The following is a 16,479-nucleotide window of genomic DNA, read 5'->3' on the forward strand; positions in this document are numbered from 1 at the left end:
CGCGTCGAAAAGTCCTCAGCCGCCGCTTATTTGCCGACGAACCAGCGGAAATACGGGTTGCTGCCGTCGCCGCGCATCACCTCGCCGATATCCCGCGCCCAGGCATCGCGGTCACCGTCATAGGCATGCAGGCTGGCGCGATAGAACTGCATCAAGCGCTGACGATGACTTTCCATACGCTCATTGAACCCGGCATCGGCATTGATCAGTGGCGGTGCCTGATACAGGTCCAACAGTGCCGGCAACACCCGCGTGATCTCCTTGCTGCGCACCCACGGCGCATATTCGATACGCGGTTGATCGTCGGTCACCGCAGGCGCGTCGGCAGCGAAGCGCTCAAGCCCGGCGCGATCGGTGACCCAGGTCGAGAGCAGGGCAGCGGCCGAGCCGATGCCGACATCCTGCAAGGTGCTACGCACGCTGTCCTGCTGGAAACGCGCGGTGATTTTCGCGGCATCCAGTTCCATTGGCTGCAGCGAACCGACCAGCAACATCTCATGGAATTCGCTGGTCCACAGCGAGGCGTACGGGAACACATCAAGGAAACTGCGCACCAGCGATCGCGAGTCATCGATGTTCTGCGTCGGCAACGGCAGCCATTGGGCGACGATGCCTTGGTGCTCCAGGCGACTGGCGGTTAACTGATAGAAGTCCCGCGAATACAGATTGACCACACCAGCAGCGGAGGGCGGCGGCGGTTCGAGGGTGATCAGGTCGTAGGTTTGTGCGCTGCGCAGCAGTTCCTGGCGCCCGTCGCGCAGACGCACATCGACGCCGGGATCGCTGGCGGCATTGAAGTTGCCTTTGAACAGCGGTGCGGCTTTGACCACCGACGGCAGCAGCTCGGCGACCACTCGATGTTCCAGCCCGGGATAGCGCAGCATGGCGCCGGCAGTGATGCCCGTGCCGAAACCGATCACCAGCGTCGAGCGTGGCTCGCCGTTGTGAATCAGCAGCGGCAGCAAGGCTTGCACGCGCATGTAGCGCAGTGAGGGCATGGCATCACCGGTGTTCGACACGCCTTGAATATACAAACGGTGGAAGGTGTTATCGCCGCGTCCTTGAGCAACCACCGCAACCGTACCGCCGCGACCTTCTTCATAGAACGCCAGTGTGCCGTTGCGCGCGCCGGGTAACAGGCTGGCGAGCTTGTCGACCGGGGTGAACACGGCAAACGCAACCGAGACCAGGCCGAGGGCGACGACGGCCTGACGCCGGCCTTTCTTGACGTGATGACCTTTGCGCACGGCAAAGTAGCCGATGCCGGCAGCGATGAGCGCCAGCAGGCCCAGCGTGCGCACCAGCCCCAATAGCGGGATCAGCAGAAAGCCGCAAAGCATCACCCCGACAATCCCGCCGAGCGTATTGAAAGCCACCACGGCGCCGACATCCCGGCCGACGCGCTCATGGCCGACACTCAAACGCAACGCCAGCGGAAACGCCGCACCGAGCAACAACGTAGGCACAAAGACAATGCTCAACGCTGCCACGGCGAAGCGTGCGCTCATGCCGGCCAGTTCGCTGGCGCCCAGGCTCAACAGCCACATTTCCGCCTGACTTTGCGCGATCACCAGCCAGCGCCCGAGCACGGCGATTTCCAGTAGCGCGATCAACCCGGCGCCGGCAATCAGCAAGCCGAACACGCCCCACGGATCGCGGATCCGTTCGACCCGCCGGGCGAGCAGGGCGCTGCCGATAAACAACCCGGTCAGATACGTCGCCAGCACCACGGCAAACGCGTAGGTGCGCGTGCTCATGAACTGCACGATCGATTGCGACCAGACCACCTCATAACCGAGCGCCACGCCACCGGCGATGGAATACAGCCACAGCGCGGTTCGATCCGGGGCTTTTTCTGCGTGATGTTTAGCGAGGGTTGCCACTGGCACTGGATGCTGCCGGGCCAGCCATAACGCGCCGATGGCTGCCAGCAGATTGAGCATCGCCGCGAACAACGCGCTGCCTCGGACGCCGAGGCTGGCGATCAACACAAACGCGGCGAGCAGGGTGCCGACAATCGCCCCCAAGGTATTGGCCGCATACAACTGACCGCCAGCCTTGCCCGGATCGGCGGCGAGCGAACGCACCAGCACCGGCAGGGTGCCGCCCATCAACACCGCTGGCAGGCCGACCAATGCGAACGGCAATATCCACGCGAACAGGCCGACATGCTCTTGCAGCCAGGCAAAAGGACTGGCCGCCAGGCTCATGGCCACGGTCGCGCCGACGCCGAGAATCGCCACCAGCACTTCCAGCCCGGCATACAACAACACCGGTTGCTGCAAGCGATCGGCCCAGCGCCCGAACAGCCAGCCACCGATCGCCAGGCCTGCGAAAAACGCACTGATACCGGTGGTGATCGCGTACACCTCGACGCCGACCACCAGCGACAGTTGCTTGATCCACAGCACCTGATAGACCAGCGCCGCGGCGCCGGAGATGCACAGCAGCAGGGCGGGGATCAGCAGCGCCGGGGCGGCGCTGTGCGAGGCGGGTATGGCCGACGGCTTGCTGGCGATACGTGAGGACATGCGGAGGCCTTAATTCAAAAGTCATTGAGACTGGCTGATCGTTCCCACGCTCTGCGTGGGAATGCCTCATTGGACGCTCTGCGTCCGCTTCGGCAAGGGACGCGGAGCGTCCCGGGCTGCGTCCCCACGCAGAGCGTGGGAACGATCAAAAAAAACGGGCCGTCCGCCGGTGAGGGCGGGCGGCAGTCCAGCGGTCTTACTGTGCAGCTTTCATTTTTTCAGCGATTTTCGCGTCTACCGCAGCACGGATCTGGTCAACACTGAAGCTGGCCGGTTTCTGGCTCGGTGGGTACTCGATGAAGGTCTGCAGGAACGCCGCCGACTTCATCACGGCCATCTCGGTCAGATAAACGTTTTTGGTGGTCCAGTCGTAGTACTGATCGGAAACGATGTCAGCACGTTCATACGGGTCCATGCGCAGGTTGAAGATTTTCGGTACGCGCAGACACACGAACGGTTCGCTCCAGACCTTGAAACCACCCGGTGCACGTTGTTCGCAGAACACCGCTTTCCAGTTGCCGTAGCGCATCGACACCAGTACGCCGTCGTCGTTGAAGTAGTAGAACTCTTTGCGCTCACTCTTAGGGCTTTGGCCGGTCAGGAACGGCAATTGGTTGTAACCGTCCAGATGCACTTTGAAGCTGGTGCCGCCAGAGGTCGGTGCCCAGCCTTTGAGCAACTTGTTGGCGACATCGGTTTCACCCGCCGCCGCGAGCAAGGTCGGGAACCAGTCCAGGCCCGAGAACATCTCGTTGGTGACTTCACCCGGTTTGATCTTGCCCGGCCAGCGAACCATTGCCGGCACGCGATACGCACCTTCCCAGTTGGAGTTTTTCTCGTTGCGGAACGGCGTGGTTGCCGCGTCCGGCCAGGAGAACTGGTTCGGGCCGTTGTCGGTGGTGTAGACGACGATGGTGTTGTCGGTGATTTTCAGGTCATCGAGGGTTTTCAGCAGTTTGCCGACGTCAGCGTCATGCTCGAGCATGCCGTCCGCGTATTCGTTGCCGGGCATGCCACTCTGGCCCTTCATCGAATCACGTACGTGGGTGAACAAGTGCATGCGCGTGGTGTTCATCCAGACGAAGAACGGTTTGTCCGCCTTGGCCTGTTTCTCGATGAACGCTTGTGCCGCCGCCGTGGTTTCGTCGTCGATGGTTTCCATGCGTTTGGTGGTCAGTGCGCCGGTGTCTTCGATCTTGCCGTCGGCGAAGCTGTGGATCACACCACGCGGGGAAACAGCCTTGACGAACTCGGCGTCATCTTTTGGCCAGTACGGACGCTCCGGCTCTTCTTCGGCATTGAGGTGATACAGGTTGCCGAAGAACTCGTCGAAACCGTGGTTGGTCGGTAGGTATTCGTCCTTGTCGCCCAAGTGGTTCTTGCCGAACTGGCCGGTCGCGTAACCCTGCGACTTGAGCGCCTGAGCAATGGTGATGTCGCGTTTTTGCAGACCCACCGGGGCACCGGGAATGCCGACTTTCGACAAGCCGGTACGCAACGGCGTCTGCCCCGTGATGAACGAAGATCGTCCAGCCGTGCAGCTGTTCTCCGCATAGTAATCGGTGAACATCATGCCTTCTTTGGCGATGCGGTCGATGTTCGGGGTCTTGTAGCCAACCACCCCCATCGAATAGGCGCTGATATTGGTCTGGCCGATGTCATCGCCGAAGATCACCAGAATGTTGGGTTTTTCAGCCGCTGTGGCCGTTGCCGACAGCGCCATGACCGAAGTCGCCACTAAGGCGAGCTTGGGTAGCCACTTGCGTATGCGAGTCATCTGACTTGCTCCTTTTCGCGGGGGTCGTTTATTGCGACTTACGTTTATTGCAGTCCTGCAGCACGCTTTTTTCTTATTGCACCTGCTCGGTTACCGCTGGCTCGAACGGATAGATCCGGCGCCATTCGGACGCCATGTCGACCACGGTCCAGCCACGGGAATTTGCTTCGTCGAGGGCCTTGTCGAGCCGGCCGATATCGGATTTGCGGTCATAGGCCCACTCGCGTTTCGCGTCGGTGTGGTGCACCAGGCCCATGAAACGCTTGCCGGAACCTGCAGCGGTCCACTGCAGCATCTGCAGGTCGCCGTCGGAGTTGCCGAAGGCGAGGATCGGCCGTTTGCCGATCACCGCGTCGATGCTTTCCGGTTTGCCGGGGCCATCGTCGTTGTGCGCCAGTTTCGGGGTGCGCACGATCGAGGCCTTGCCGTCCTTGAACTGGTACGAAGTGATGAACGTGGTGCCGATCACCTGCTCCGGCGGAATGCCGTAGACCTTCTCGGCGAAGGCACGCATGAAACCGGTGTCGCCGCCGGAGACGATGTAGGTCTTGAAGTCCTGTTTGCGCAGGTAGTCGAGCATTTCCAGCATCGGCTGGAAGATCATCTCGGTATAGGGCTTGCCGGTTTTTGGATGGCGCGCCTGGCTCAGCCAGGTCTTGGCGTAGTCATCGAAGGCTTCAGTGGTCATGCCGGTATGCGTTGCGCCGACGATCTTCAGCAGGCCATCCATGCCCGACGCGGCGAGGGCTTTGTGATCGTTTTCCAGCACGGCTTTGAACGGTTGGGTGGTCTTCCATTCCGGGTGCTGCGCGGCGGTACGCTTGATCTCATCGAAGGCGAACAGCAATTCGAAATAGGCCGGTTGTTCACTCCACAACGTGCCGTCGTTGTCGAACACGGCGATGCGGTCGCCCGGTTTGACGAAATCCTTGCTGGACTGGTCGGTTACGGTCTGCACGAATTCGATAATGCTCTTCTTTGCCGGGCCGTCATTCCACGACGGCAGCGGCTCGTTGGCCTGGGCCAGCAGCGGCAGGGCGAGGCCAAACAACAAGGCCAGGGCGAATCGTTGGCGGTGCAGTAGCGCAATCGTCATGGGAAATCCTTCTCGTGAACGGGGTTGAGCGGGCGCAGGGCCGAGGCCGGTTTTGCGTGTTGCTGTTCGGCCTGACTGTGAAGCGTAGTCAATGATTCGCGCAGGTGAACGAGTGTTTGCCCGGTACTCGGCTGGCGACCGTAAAGCCCGCGTAACAGGCCTTGCAGGCGTGGGCCGGCATTGACCAGTTTCAGCCCCAGGCGACTGCGCCGCAGCCACAGGTACAGCGCCGTCAATTGCGCCGGACTGGCCTGCAGTTGGCTATTGATTTGTTGCCAGGCGAAAGCAGGGGATTGCTGCCAGGCCCGTTGCTGCGCTTGCCGGCGTGCTTGCCACTGTTGCCTGGCGCGGATGAACGCAGGACGCAGCAGATAAACGGCGGCAACGACTGCGGCAATCAGCGTCAGCCACAACAGCCAGCGCGTGGAGAAACGCAGGTGATTCTGGCCCAGTCGCTGAAGGTCTTCGCTGATCGAAAACACCGGTTTGTAGGCAGTGCCGGCCGCTGCTTCGAAGGTCACCGCCGGCACTTGCGCGATGCGCGGTTGGCGAGTGCTGGCGTCCCACCATTTCACCTCAACGGCCGGCAGGGTGTGTGAGCCGGCCTTGTCGATGCGGTAGCTGACGCTGTCGATGCGCTGACCGCCGAGGATGTCGCCACGACCGTCGTCCAGAGCGGTGACTTGCGGGGTTTTCGCATAGCGGCTCAGACCGGGAACATCACCGAGCGTTGGAATCGGCAGAGCCATGGCCAGTGCGCCGTCCGCTTGCAGGGTCAGTTGGCGGGTGATGCTGTCGCCGACTTTCAAGGGGGTCGCCGAGTTTGTGACGGTCTGGGTGAAACGCAATCCACTGGCCACCAGCGGTGTTTCCCCGGGTTTGAAACCGGGCGTTTGTGCCACGCTGAACTGCACCGGTTGGCTTTGCGCACTGATTTCTGTCGTGGCTTGGCCGGGTGTCGCGCGCACGGTCAGAGAAGGGATATCAAACGTGCGCGCAACGTTCGGGGTGATCAGGTAGCTGTAGCGCAAACCGCTGAAAGCCTGGCCGTCGATGGTTTGATTAAGGTGTTGGGCTTGCCCGCCCGGCGGCATGACCAGGGCGCCGTCGAGTTTCAGGTCGGGCAGGGTGGCGGCGCTGGTGAACCAGGTGTCGGTGAGGACATCGACTTGCAGTTCGACCAGTCCGCCGACCATCGCGCCTTCGGCGGGTTGCAGGTGGGCCTGGACTTTGAGTTGGGGTTCGGCGGCGAAGGCCTGGAGTGTGAACAGGCCACTGATGAGCAAGGTGCTGAGTGTTCGGGCGCCTGTGCTGGCCTTATCGCGAGCAGGCTCACTCCTACAGGGGATTGTTGGCGCACACAAAACCAATGTAGGAGTGAGCCTGCTCGCGATAGCCACGACTCGGTTCATGGTCTGGCCTCCTGCTGATCCTGCAAGCTGAACTTCTGCCTGAGAAACTTCGCCGGCGAGGTGGTCAGATTCTGCAACCACAAGGCATCGGACGCGGCCTGCTCAGTCTGCACGGCTTTGCTCTGGCCCTTGCCCGGTGCCTTGTCGAATTTCACCTCGTCGGGTTTGGTTTCCGGGGCGTTTTTCTCGGCGCTCTCGGTGTCCTTCAGCAAGGCTTGCGCCAGGGCCAGATTGGCCGTGGCTTCTGGGAACTGCGGTTGCAGCTTCAAGGCCTGGGTATACGCGGCGATGGCTTGATCGAACTTGAAGCGCCGCACGTAAATATTGCCCAGATAGAAGTACGCCTGCGGCGTGTCCAGCCGTGCGAATGTCGCCAGCGCCAGGTCGTAATCGGCCGCGTGATACGCCGCCACACCTTTCCAGTATGGGTCGACAAACAGCGCCGCTGCTTGCGGCAGATGCTCATGTTCGAACGCCCAGCGCCCTTGCTGGTCGCGGGTGAAGAAGGCGTCGGTCAGGGCGTTGGCCTGTGCTGGTGCTGCTGGCCAGCTCAAGCCAACCGCCAGCGCCAGCGCCGGCATCCAGTTGACGCTCCAGCCCTTGCGCACATTGCACAGCGCCAACAGCAACAACGGCCAGCACAGCCAGTAACCGGCGTCTTTCCAGTGCAATTCGCGCTGCTCGGCGCTGGCACTCTGGAAGTGTTGCTGCGCGTGCAGTTCAATCCAGTCGAGGTCATCGTCATTGAGCGTCAGGCTGCCCAGTGGCGCAGCGACGGCGGAGGCCAGTTGCTTGATTGCCGCCTGATCGAAGCTGCCCAGCGCCGGGCGGCCGTTGGCATCGGTGCGCGGCTGGCCGCTGGCGTCGTGAATAATGCCGCCGTCCTCATTGCCGACGGCCAGTACCAGCACTTGCAACGGACTGTCGCCCAGACGTTTATCGAGGCCGTCGAGTTGCGAGGTGTCGGCACCGTCGGTGATCAACAACAGACTGCCCGGAGTCTTCTCGGCGCTGAGCAAGCGTTTCGCCTGATCGATCACCGCGCCGACGTCTTTGCCCGGTTTGTCGATCAGCCCGCTGCCCAAGGCTTGAATGAACGTGTCGAGCAGCGCCGGATCGTCGGTGGGCGGCAACACCAGATGCGCGCTGCCGGCGTAGGCGATCAGAGCAGTGCGGGCGCCGGCGCGGCGCTGGATCAGGTCGTGCAGTTTGTGTTTCGCCGCTTCCAGGCGAGTCGGCTGCACATCGCTGGCGTCCATCGACGGCGACAGATCGACGGCGACAATCAGCGGCGCGCGGTTCTCGAGAAAGTCTGGTCGATCCTGTTCCCAGGTCGGCCCGGCGGCCGCGACTGCGCCGACGATCAACAGTGCGCACAGCAGGTGCACCGGGCGCAGGCGCTGATGGTCTTGCGGGGTGATCAGCAAATGCGGCAACAGGTGCTCGGCGATATTGCCGCGCAGACGTCGTTGCAGGTCGCGACCGCGACGCCAGAGCAACGGCAGCGCGGCGCCGAACAGTGCAAGGAGCAGCCATAGCGGGCGCAGGAAATGGAAGTCGCTGAGGTTGATCTCCATCTCAGGCCTCCTGTCGCTGACGGGTAAACGCCAGGCGCACACGCAGCAGCGCGCCAAGGTGATACAGCGCCAACAGGGCAACTGCCGCGCCCAGCGGCCAGTAGAACAATTCGCGTTGCGGTTGATGGCTGAGGGTTTTCACTTGATGCGGGGTCAGTCGATCGAGGGTGCTGTAGACCTGATCCAGCGCGTTGCGGTCTTCGGCGCGGAAGAACTGGCCGCCGGTGGTTTTGGCAATCTGCTCCAGCGCCGACAGGTTGACCTTGGCTTCGCCGGATGCGCTCGGGTCGCCGATACCGATGGTGTGGATGATCACGCCTTTGTTGGCGGCCATTTCAGCGGCGTGATCGGGAGTGATCGCGCTGCTGGTGTCGTTACCATCGGTGAGCAGGATGAGGACTTTTTCCTGTTCGTGGGCCTTGTCGAGCAGCTTCAGGCTCAGGCCGATCGCGTCGCCGATCGCGGTGTTGGGCCCGGCCATGCCGATACCGGTGTCCGCCAGCAACAGCGACAGGCTGGCGTGATCGAGGGTCAGCGGCGCCTGCGGGTAGGCGCCGCTGCCGAACACGATCAGGCCGAGACGGTCGTCCTTGCGCTTATCGATGAAGCCTTGCACGACTTCTTTGACGGCAGCGAGGCGATTGATTTTTTCACCGTTGGCGTTGCTGAAGTCTTCGGTTTCCATCGACTGCGAAAGGTCGATGGCGAGCATCAGGTCGCGCACCGGTTGCTGGCGTTCGATAGGTTTTTCGATAAACACCGGACGAGCAGCAGCCAACAGGATCAGTGCCCAGACCAGCACATTGAGCAGCAACTGCCAGGTGTTGCGCCGATTGCCGACGTTGCTCGGTGCTTCACCGACTGCGCGACTCATGGCGCTGAAAAACGGCACGCGCACTGCGCTGCGCGCTTCGTTGTAGGCGGGCAGATATCGGTAGGCCAGCCAGGGGAGCGGCAGCAGCAACAACAGCCATGGGTAATCAAGCTGCCACATGGTGATGCTCCATCCAGTATTGGCAGGTCTCGAACAGTGCCTGACGCTGCGGCGCGGGGAGGGCGCGCAGGGTTTCGTCAGGGGCGTAGGCGAGTTGTGCGAGTTGTTCGCTGAAATCCGCCGGGAGCGGCTTTTTGCAGTGGCGCTGCAAGAAGTCTTGCCAATCCTCCCTCCCCAGCGCCGCAGGACCCTGTAGGAGTGAGCCTGCTCGCGATGGCGTCCGGTCAGTCGATGAATGTGTTGAACGTGATGACGCTATCGCGAGCAGGCTCACTCCTACAGAGATCGGGTTCCAGCTCGGGGATTGTGTGGGCATCGACAGCGCCACGCGCTTGAGCAGTTCCGGCAGTTCGCGCAAGGCATTCAAGTCATCACTGCGGCTGCGCAACTGCGCCAGACGCGCAAGGCCCTCGCGCCGATAAGCGTCCCTGCGCCATTGCCAATAACGCCGAATGCCGATCAACAACGCGGCCAATATCAGCAGGGCAAGCAACACCCACCAACCCCACGTCTGCGGTGCATAACTGACCGGAGCCGGCAGGCCCAGCTCTTTAAGCTGTTCGATGCTGGGAATATTCGGATTCACCGCCGCGCTCCAGCACTCTTGCCCAGCTCGGCGCGCAGTTGGGCATGGGCTTCTTCTGCGGTGCTGATCATCATCAGCGGTACCTGACTGCGGCGCAGCAGGGTGGCGACGTCCTGGAGCCGCCCGCTGAGAAAATCCCCCAGCGGCTGATGCACATTGCGTTTCTCGATGGCCAATTCAACCTGCAACTCGCCTTGGGTGACCAGCAGGCGACCATTGTTCGGCAGCTTCATCGCCAGCGGGTCGTAGACCTGCAGCGCAATCACATCGTTGTGCGCCGACAGTTGCCGCATCAGTTGCAAGGTACGCTCGCCAGCCCCGGCGAAGTCGCTGACGATGCAGATCAGGTGGTCGTGCCCGGCCAGCGCGAGACAGCGCTGCAAGACTTTGTCCAGTTGATCCTCATCCTCGGCGTCACGGTTGCCGGCGTTCAAGGCGCGGTTCTGTTCGGCAATGCGGCTGAGCAGCGCTTCGACGCGCTTGCGGCTGCGCAGTGGGGCAATGCTGTCGATGCGTTGATCGTTGAACACCAGCCCGCCGACCCGGTCGCCGGCATGGAACACCATCCACGCCGCGAGTGCGGCGAGTTCGGCAGCCACGGCGGATTTGAAGCTGCGTTGCGAGCCAAAGAACATTGACATGCGTTGATCGACCACGAGCAGCGCCGGCCGATCGCGCTCTTCGGTGAAGGTGCGCACCACCGGTTTGCCGGTGCGCAGCGAGGCGCGCCAGTCGAGGTGGCGCAAATCATCGCCTGGCTGATAGCGGCGCAGTTCGTCGAAGTTCAAGCCACGGCCGCGCAAGCGCGAGGCGTGATTGCCGGCAAGGATGCTGCCTTGCGGCTGGCGGGCGAGAAAACTCAGGTCACGGGCCTTGAACTCCAGCGCCATCAGTTGCGCGAGAGAGACGTAGACCAGGCCTTCATCGTTCATGCCGGAATCGCCACTTTATCGAGAATCCGGTCCAGCACCTGATCGGCGCTGACACCGTCCGCCACCGCGTCATAGCTCAGTTGCAGACGATGGCGCAGCACCGGATGCACCACGGCGCGCACGTTGTCCGGCGAAACGAAATCCTGGCCCTGCAACCACGCATCGGCACGCGCACAACGATCCAGACCGATGCCTCCACGCGGGCTGGCGCCGATGCTGATCCAGCGCGCGAGGTCTTCGTCATAGTCGGCAGGGTGGCGGGTAGCGTTGATCAGGTCGATCAGGTAGCTGTCGATGGCCGGCGACACGTGCACGGCGCTGACCTCTTTGCGCGCCGCGAAGATCACATCCTGCGCGAGGCTGAAACCCTTGATGGGTGTGGTGCTCGCACCTTGAGCGAATTCTTCGTTGCGCAACAGGCGCAGCACCTGGCTCTCGTTTTCCGCGCTCGGGTAATCGAGCAGGACTTTCATCAGAAAGCGATCCATCTGCGCTTCCGGCAGCGGGTAAGTGCCTTCCTGCTCGATCGGGTTTTGCGTCGCCACCACGATGAATAATTCGGGCAATGCATGACTGTTGCCGGCGACGGTGATCTGCCGCTCCTCCATGGCTTCGAGCAACGCCGCCTGCACTTTGGCGGGGGCGCGGTTGATCTCGTCGGCGAGAATCAGATTGCCGAACAGCGGGCCGGGCTGGAAGCGGATTTCATTCTTGCCTTCGACCTGATGCAGCACCTCGGCGCCAGTGATGTCTGACGGCAGCAGATCCGGGGTGAACTGGATGCGGCTCATCTTCGCGTCGAGGTGTTTGGCCAGTGCTTTGACCGTGCGGGTCTTGGCCAGCCCCGGCAGACTTTCCAGCAGCAAGTGACCGTTGGCCAACAGGCCGAGGAGGATTTGGCGGATCACCTGATCCTGGCCGAGTACGGCTTCGGCGATGCTGGCTTGCAGGGCATTGAGGTCGGTAAGTGCGGTCATGGCAGCAGTCCTTTGTGTCCGGTCTAGAAAAACGCCAGGGTCAGGTTGACGCTGAAGCCGTTGCCCTCGGGGCGATTCTTGGTGTCGAATTCCGGCACCCAGCGGGCGCTGATGTTGGCTTGGGCATCGGCGAATTTGCCGGTCCAGCCGAGCACCGGACCAGCGCCCACAGAACGTCCGCGATAGCCGTTGAACGTGTTGGCGGTCTGGCCTTTGTCGTCGGTCAGTTGCTGGATATAACCGGCGGCAACGCCGGCATTCCAGCCTTCGCCAAACCCAAGGGTCCACAGGGCATCGAGGCGGAAGATGTTGCCGTTGCGGTAATCGGTGGCGTCGTTTTCGGTGTAGCGCTCGAAAGCGCTCATGAGGCTGAATTCGCCACCCTTGCCATCCAGATGAGTGAACGCCACGGTCGGCATGAACGTGTAGTTGTTCTGTCCCGGGTTGGCCAGGCGATCCTTGTTGTAGGCACCGGTGGGCACGTAGATCGGCAGCGAAAACGAGATGTGGTTCAGCTCATCGAAGTGGTAGCCGGCGGCAATCGGCGTGATCAAGGCGTCGGCGAATTGTGTGCCGGAATCGCTGTCGCCCAGCGTGCGGCCGCGCGGGCCGGAGATACTCGCTTTGATGTCGGTGTACTGCACCGGCACGCCGATCGCCGAGGCGTAGTTCCAGCGACCCTTGCCGGTGTCCCAGACGTGGGTGAAGTTGCCCATGGTGTAGGAGACTTTCATGTCGATCCCGCCACTGACGGCACCGGAAATCGGCGCGCCGGAACTGCCCTTGAGCGAGCCGTCGTACCAGATGCTGGTCAGCGACATGACCCAGCCCGGTTCGGGCGGGACTATCCCGGCGTTGGAAAACACCTGCTGGCCGGTGATCGGTCGGCCAACGCCACCCTCTGCTGCGTAAAGCAGAGGACTGCCGATCATGCACAGCGCCAGCAATGGGCGCACTACGTTGGGCTTGATCATCAAAAACTCCGCTTATTGTTTTGAATTGATCGGGTTGAGCAACGGCATTTTCCATTCACCACTGGCGACTTCCGGTGTCGGCTTATCAAGGCGAACAATCTCCTGTGCCGACCCGTTTGGCGTCGTGGGGCAGTTGGGTTGCTGGGCGCCGACACCACAGCTGACAAACATGATCATCAGGCCGTATCCAGTGGCTTTGAAAATAGCGTGCATGGCGTTTTCCTTATTTGCCGAATGTCACATTGATGCCGGTGTACACAACGAACTGCGGCAGTCCTTCGCCCTTGCGATCAACCGTCCACTGCGGCTCGACGAAGGCGTTGAGGATGTTGCTGCCGGACTTCCAGGCTTTGCCGACACCCAGACCGAGCGGGATGTAGTGCGTGTCGTTTTTCAGGTCGAAAGTCCAGGTGCCGGTAGAGCGCAGATACCAGCCTTTTTCCAGGTTATGGATGATGAACGGCTGCATGGTGGCGCTCTCGACGTGCGGGCGGTCGTTGTCGCCAGCGAAGGAGCTTTGATACTGCACGAGAGCGCCGAGCAACCCGCGCGGCGAAGCGTCGATGGCCACCGCTGCCAGACCGCCTTGCCATTTGCCGGTACCGAGCTCGTCCTGTTCAGCCGTCGGTGCGGTGATCAACGGGCCAATGCCCAACTGCACGCCTTCGGTTTTCAGAATGAAGATATCGAACAGGTTCAGATCGCCGATGCCGGTGCTGTATCCGTTATGCGGGTCTGGGCGAGTGCTGATCGGCAGCGTCGCGCGAACCAGTTGCGGCACGCCGATGAAATCGTTCGGCGCGATCGGCAGGGTGCCGCGCAGCAACACGTCATTGCTGTGCGCATTGCTGTCGTAGAGTTTGGGGGTGTAGTAATCCTGCAGATTGGCGCCCGGTGCGACGTTCAACGGGTTGTTGCTCTTGTTCGAGTCCTCGGCGTTATCCGCCTGTGCCGCACACGCAGCCGCCAGCGAACTCACCAGAAAAAGAGTCTTCCCCACTCGATTGAACATCATCCCCGATTCCCTGGTGGCTTATAGACAGCTCGGCACTCTCGTCGGCACTTCTCGACCGTTACGGCGTAATCCCTTTCTTATCAAGCCTGTAGGACACGTCTGAATGACGCTAGCAGCTAATCGGGAGTTAGCCAGCCGAATGGATTAATTCTTTGGTTTTGTGTACGGGTTAACAATCGAGTTGTGTACTGGATGGCCTGCGACCGTTAGTCGGTAATGCTCGGCACCTGTCAGAGTTGACAGTTGTTCAGCGAGGATGAATGTCGCTTGATGTTGAGGGAACCACTGCTGACTGGTGGTGAAGAGAAGGCTTCAATAAGGGGATGGATGTGGCGACGGGAACGGTGATCTTCTACAATGTTGCTCAATATTCCGGATTTATCAAGCAGGATGAAACAGGAGAGCTTGTGTACTTTAGTGCCAAGGATATTGGTTTGGACATCTACTTACTGGTCAATCAGAATTCAAGAGTTGAATTTGAAAAAGTCGAGTGCCCCATGGATAAAGGTAAAAAAACCTGGCGTTGCGATAGTCTCAAGTTGATCTAAGGCTTACTGCTTTGTCTGTGATGCCAGAGACTGCGATCGTTTGCTTATGTTTTGAAGATCAAAAGATCGCAGCCTGCGGCAGCTCCTACCTGTGTAGTGTTCAGCTATTTTTCTTGGCTTGTTCGCGAACGCGTTCTTCCTGCGCACGTGCTTCGGGGGTGAACTCGGCGCCGAAGTCTTCGGCAGAAAATATCTGACGGATTTCAATTTCCGAATCGCCGGGCATCGGGTTCGGGCAGCGCTTGACCCATTCGATGGCTTCTTCTTTTGATTTCACTTCCCAGATCCAGTAACCCGCAACCAGTTCTTTGGTCTCGATGAACGGCCCGTCGATGACCGTGCGTTTATCACCGGAGAAGCGTACGCGGGCGCCTTTGCTGCTCGGGTGCAGGCCATCGGCGTCGATGAGAATGCCGGCTTTGACCAGTTCTTCGTTGAAGTTGCCCATGGCGGTGATCAGTTCTTGATTGATCGTTCCCACGCTCTGCGTGGGAATGCAGCCCCTGACGCTCTGCGTCAAATTCGCAATTTGGAACGCGGAGCGTCCCGAGAGGCATTCCCACGCAGAGCGTGGGAACGATCAAGATCCGCTCTATGCCCGAGTGATCGATTCTGTAGCTGTCGAATGAAACGAGGCTGTGATCTTTTGACTTTGCTTTTCAAGATCAAAAGATCGCAGCCTTCGGCAGCTCCTGCATGGGATGTCCGGTTTAGCCGTTTTTCTTGGCTTGTTCGCGAACGCGTTCTTCTTGCGCACGCGCTTCAGGGGTGAACTCGGCGCCGAAGTCTTCTGCAGAAAATATCTGGCGGATTTCAATATCGGACTCGCCCGGCATCGGGTTAGGGCAGCGCTTGACCCATTCGATGGCTTCTTCTTTTGATTTCACTTCCCAGATCCAGTAACCCGCCACCAGTTCTTTGGTCTCGATGAACGGCCCGTCGATGACCGTGCGTTTGTCACCGGAGAAGCGTACGCGGGCGCCTTTGCTGCTCGGGTGCAGGCCATCGGCGTCGATGAGAATGCCGGCTTTGACCAGTTCTTCGTTGAAGTTGCCCATGGCGGTGATCAGCTCTTCGCTGGGCATGATGCCGGCTTCCGAGTCGACGCTGGCTTTGACAAGGATCATGAAGCGCATGGCGGTTACTCCTTGGATTGTGGGGATTCGTTGTTTAGTCGAACGGGCCGGGCTTGAATCGACAGGGCCTCTGGTAAAAGGTGCGGAGAATTTTTTCACACCGCAGATCTCATTGTAGGAGTGAGCCTGCTCGCGATGGCGGTGGGTCATATACGCAGATGTTGACTGACAGACCGCTATCGCGAGCAGGCTCACTCCTACAGGGGAACGGCTGTGGTTTTGTATACAATTTTTCGCGCAGGCACCCAACAATTTCCAAACAGGGCATAGGTCGTCGGACAATTTCGTGGTTAACTTCGGCCTCTTGCATGCTTTCCAATCAAAACATCAGAAGGACTCAAGTCATGGCTCAAGTCACCCTCAAAGGCAATCCGGTTCAAGTCAACGGCCAGTTGCCACAAGCCGGTTCCAAGGCGCCAGCCTTTTCTCTGGTTGCCGGCAATCTGTCCGACGTCACCCTGAAAGACTTTGCCGGCAAGCGCAAAGTGCTGAACATCTTCCCAAGCGTTGACACCCCGACCTGCGCTACCTCCGTGCGCAAGTTCAACGCTCAGGCCAATGACATCAGCAACACCGTGGTGCTGTGCATCTCCGCTGACCTGCCGTTCGCCCAAGCGCGTTTCTGCGGCGCCGAAGGTCTGGAAAACGTCCAGAACCTGTCGACCCTGCGCGGTGCCGAGTTCATCGAGAACTACGGCGTGGCCATCGCTGACGGCCCGCTGAAAGGCCTGACCGCTCGCGCCGTCGTGGTTCTGGACGAAAACGACAACGTTCTGCACAGCGAACTGGTCAAGGAAATCGCTGAAGAGCCTAACTACGAAGCGGCACTGTCCGTTCTCAAGTAAGCGCTTTTACAATTGTTAACGGCCTGGCCCTGTCCAGGCCGTTTTCATTTGTGTATCAGTGTTTTGCCTCACACCTTGA

General features: G+C 60.5%; 16 protein-coding genes. 2 read left to right on the plus strand and 14 right to left on the minus strand.

Annotated elements, in window-relative coordinates; genetic code table 11:
- Positions 1 to 26: 26 nt before the first annotated feature.
- The 12 genes from CQ009_RS18715 to CQ009_RS18770 all read right to left on the minus strand — a co-directional run bounded on the left by CQ009_RS18715 (position 27) and on the right by CQ009_RS18770 (position 13,868).
- Complete coding sequence (locus CQ009_RS18715) at positions 27 to 2,531, minus strand: fused MFS/spermidine synthase (RefSeq protein WP_105708091.1); 2,505 nt, start codon at positions 2,529 to 2,531, stop codon at positions 27 to 29.
- Between the two features lie 196 nt (positions 2,532 to 2,727).
- Positions 2,728 to 4,308, minus strand: coding sequence for an arylsulfatase (locus tag CQ009_RS18720; RefSeq protein WP_105708094.1), 1,581 nt, complete (start codon positions 4,306 to 4,308; stop codon positions 2,728 to 2,730).
- 73 nt (positions 4,309 to 4,381) lie between these two features.
- Positions 4,382 to 5,404, minus strand: coding sequence for an HAD family phosphatase (locus CQ009_RS18725; RefSeq protein WP_105708097.1), 1,023 nt, complete (start codon positions 5,402 to 5,404; stop codon positions 4,382 to 4,384).
- Entirely contained in the window at positions 5,401 to 6,816 is a 1,416-nt protein-coding gene (locus CQ009_RS18730) for a BatD family protein (RefSeq protein WP_105708101.1), read from the minus strand. Before CQ009_RS18730 ends, CQ009_RS18725 begins: the two co-directional genes overlap by 4 nt.
- The gene (locus CQ009_RS18735; protein WP_105708104.1) at positions 6,813 to 8,393 is read right to left on the minus strand and encodes a VWA domain-containing protein; all 1,581 of its coding nucleotides are present in this window, start codon (positions 8,391 to 8,393) and stop codon (positions 6,813 to 6,815) included. Before CQ009_RS18735 ends, CQ009_RS18730 begins: the two co-directional genes overlap by 4 nt.
- A 1-nt stretch (position 8,394) precedes the next feature.
- A complete protein-coding gene (locus CQ009_RS18740) occupies positions 8,395 to 9,387 on the minus strand; it encodes a VWA domain-containing protein (protein ID WP_105708106.1) in 993 nt (330 codons plus the stop codon).
- Positions 9,374 to 9,973 (minus strand): DUF4381 domain-containing protein, encoded by a 600-nt coding sequence (locus CQ009_RS18745; protein ID WP_105708108.1) that lies wholly within the window; start codon positions 9,971 to 9,973, stop codon positions 9,374 to 9,376. The genes CQ009_RS18740 and CQ009_RS18745 overlap by 14 nt, the downstream gene beginning before the upstream one ends.
- The gene (locus tag CQ009_RS18750) at positions 9,970 to 10,905 is read right to left on the minus strand and encodes a DUF58 domain-containing protein (protein WP_064391063.1); all 936 of its coding nucleotides are present in this window, start codon (positions 10,903 to 10,905) and stop codon (positions 9,970 to 9,972) included. Before CQ009_RS18750 ends, CQ009_RS18745 begins: the two co-directional genes overlap by 4 nt.
- Positions 10,902 to 11,882, minus strand: coding sequence for a MoxR family ATPase (locus CQ009_RS18755; protein ID WP_064391064.1), 981 nt, complete (start codon positions 11,880 to 11,882; stop codon positions 10,902 to 10,904). The genes CQ009_RS18750 and CQ009_RS18755 overlap by 4 nt, the downstream gene beginning before the upstream one ends.
- Before the next feature lie 23 nt (positions 11,883 to 11,905).
- Positions 11,906 to 12,856: a transporter gene (locus CQ009_RS18760; protein WP_064391065.1), complete on the minus strand. Its 951-nt coding sequence runs from the start codon at positions 12,854 to 12,856 to the stop codon at positions 11,906 to 11,908.
- Between the two features lie 12 nt (positions 12,857 to 12,868).
- On the minus strand, positions 12,869 to 13,069 hold the full coding sequence (locus CQ009_RS18765) for a hypothetical protein (RefSeq protein WP_105708111.1): 201 nt from the start codon (positions 13,067 to 13,069) through the stop codon (positions 12,869 to 12,871).
- A gap of 10 nt (positions 13,070 to 13,079) precedes the next feature.
- Entirely contained in the window at positions 13,080 to 13,868 is a 789-nt protein-coding gene (locus tag CQ009_RS18770) for a hypothetical protein (protein ID WP_105708227.1), read from the minus strand.
- 326 nt (positions 13,869 to 14,194) lie between these two features.
- Here CQ009_RS18770 and CQ009_RS18775 point away from each other — a divergent pair, with 326 nt between their 5' ends.
- The gene (locus CQ009_RS18775; RefSeq protein WP_064391067.1) at positions 14,195 to 14,419 is read left to right on the plus strand and encodes a cold-shock protein; all 225 of its coding nucleotides are present in this window, start codon (positions 14,195 to 14,197) and stop codon (positions 14,417 to 14,419) included.
- A 100-nt stretch (positions 14,420 to 14,519) separates the two neighbouring features.
- Here CQ009_RS18775 and CQ009_RS18780 read toward each other — a convergent pair whose 3' ends face one another.
- Positions 14,520 to 14,900 (minus strand): YciI family protein, encoded by a 381-nt coding sequence (locus CQ009_RS18780; RefSeq protein WP_224790858.1) that lies wholly within the window; start codon positions 14,898 to 14,900, stop codon positions 14,520 to 14,522.
- A 229-nt stretch (positions 14,901 to 15,129) separates the two neighbouring features.
- Positions 15,130 to 15,555, minus strand: a complete 426-nt coding sequence (locus tag CQ009_RS18785) for a YciI family protein (protein ID WP_105708117.1) — start codon at positions 15,553 to 15,555, stop codon at positions 15,130 to 15,132.
- 344 nt (positions 15,556 to 15,899) lie between these two features.
- On the opposite strand from CQ009_RS18785, the gene tpx reads away from it, so the two are divergent.
- Positions 15,900 to 16,400 (plus strand): thiol peroxidase, encoded by a 501-nt coding sequence (gene tpx / locus CQ009_RS18790; RefSeq protein ID WP_007955056.1) that lies wholly within the window; start codon positions 15,900 to 15,902, stop codon positions 16,398 to 16,400.
- Positions 16,401 to 16,479: the final 79 nt, after the last annotated feature.

The organism is Pseudomonas sp. MYb2 (genome assembly GCF_002979955.1).
In the GTDB taxonomy this organism is placed as follows: Bacteria; Pseudomonadota; Gammaproteobacteria; order Pseudomonadales; family Pseudomonadaceae; genus Aquipseudomonas.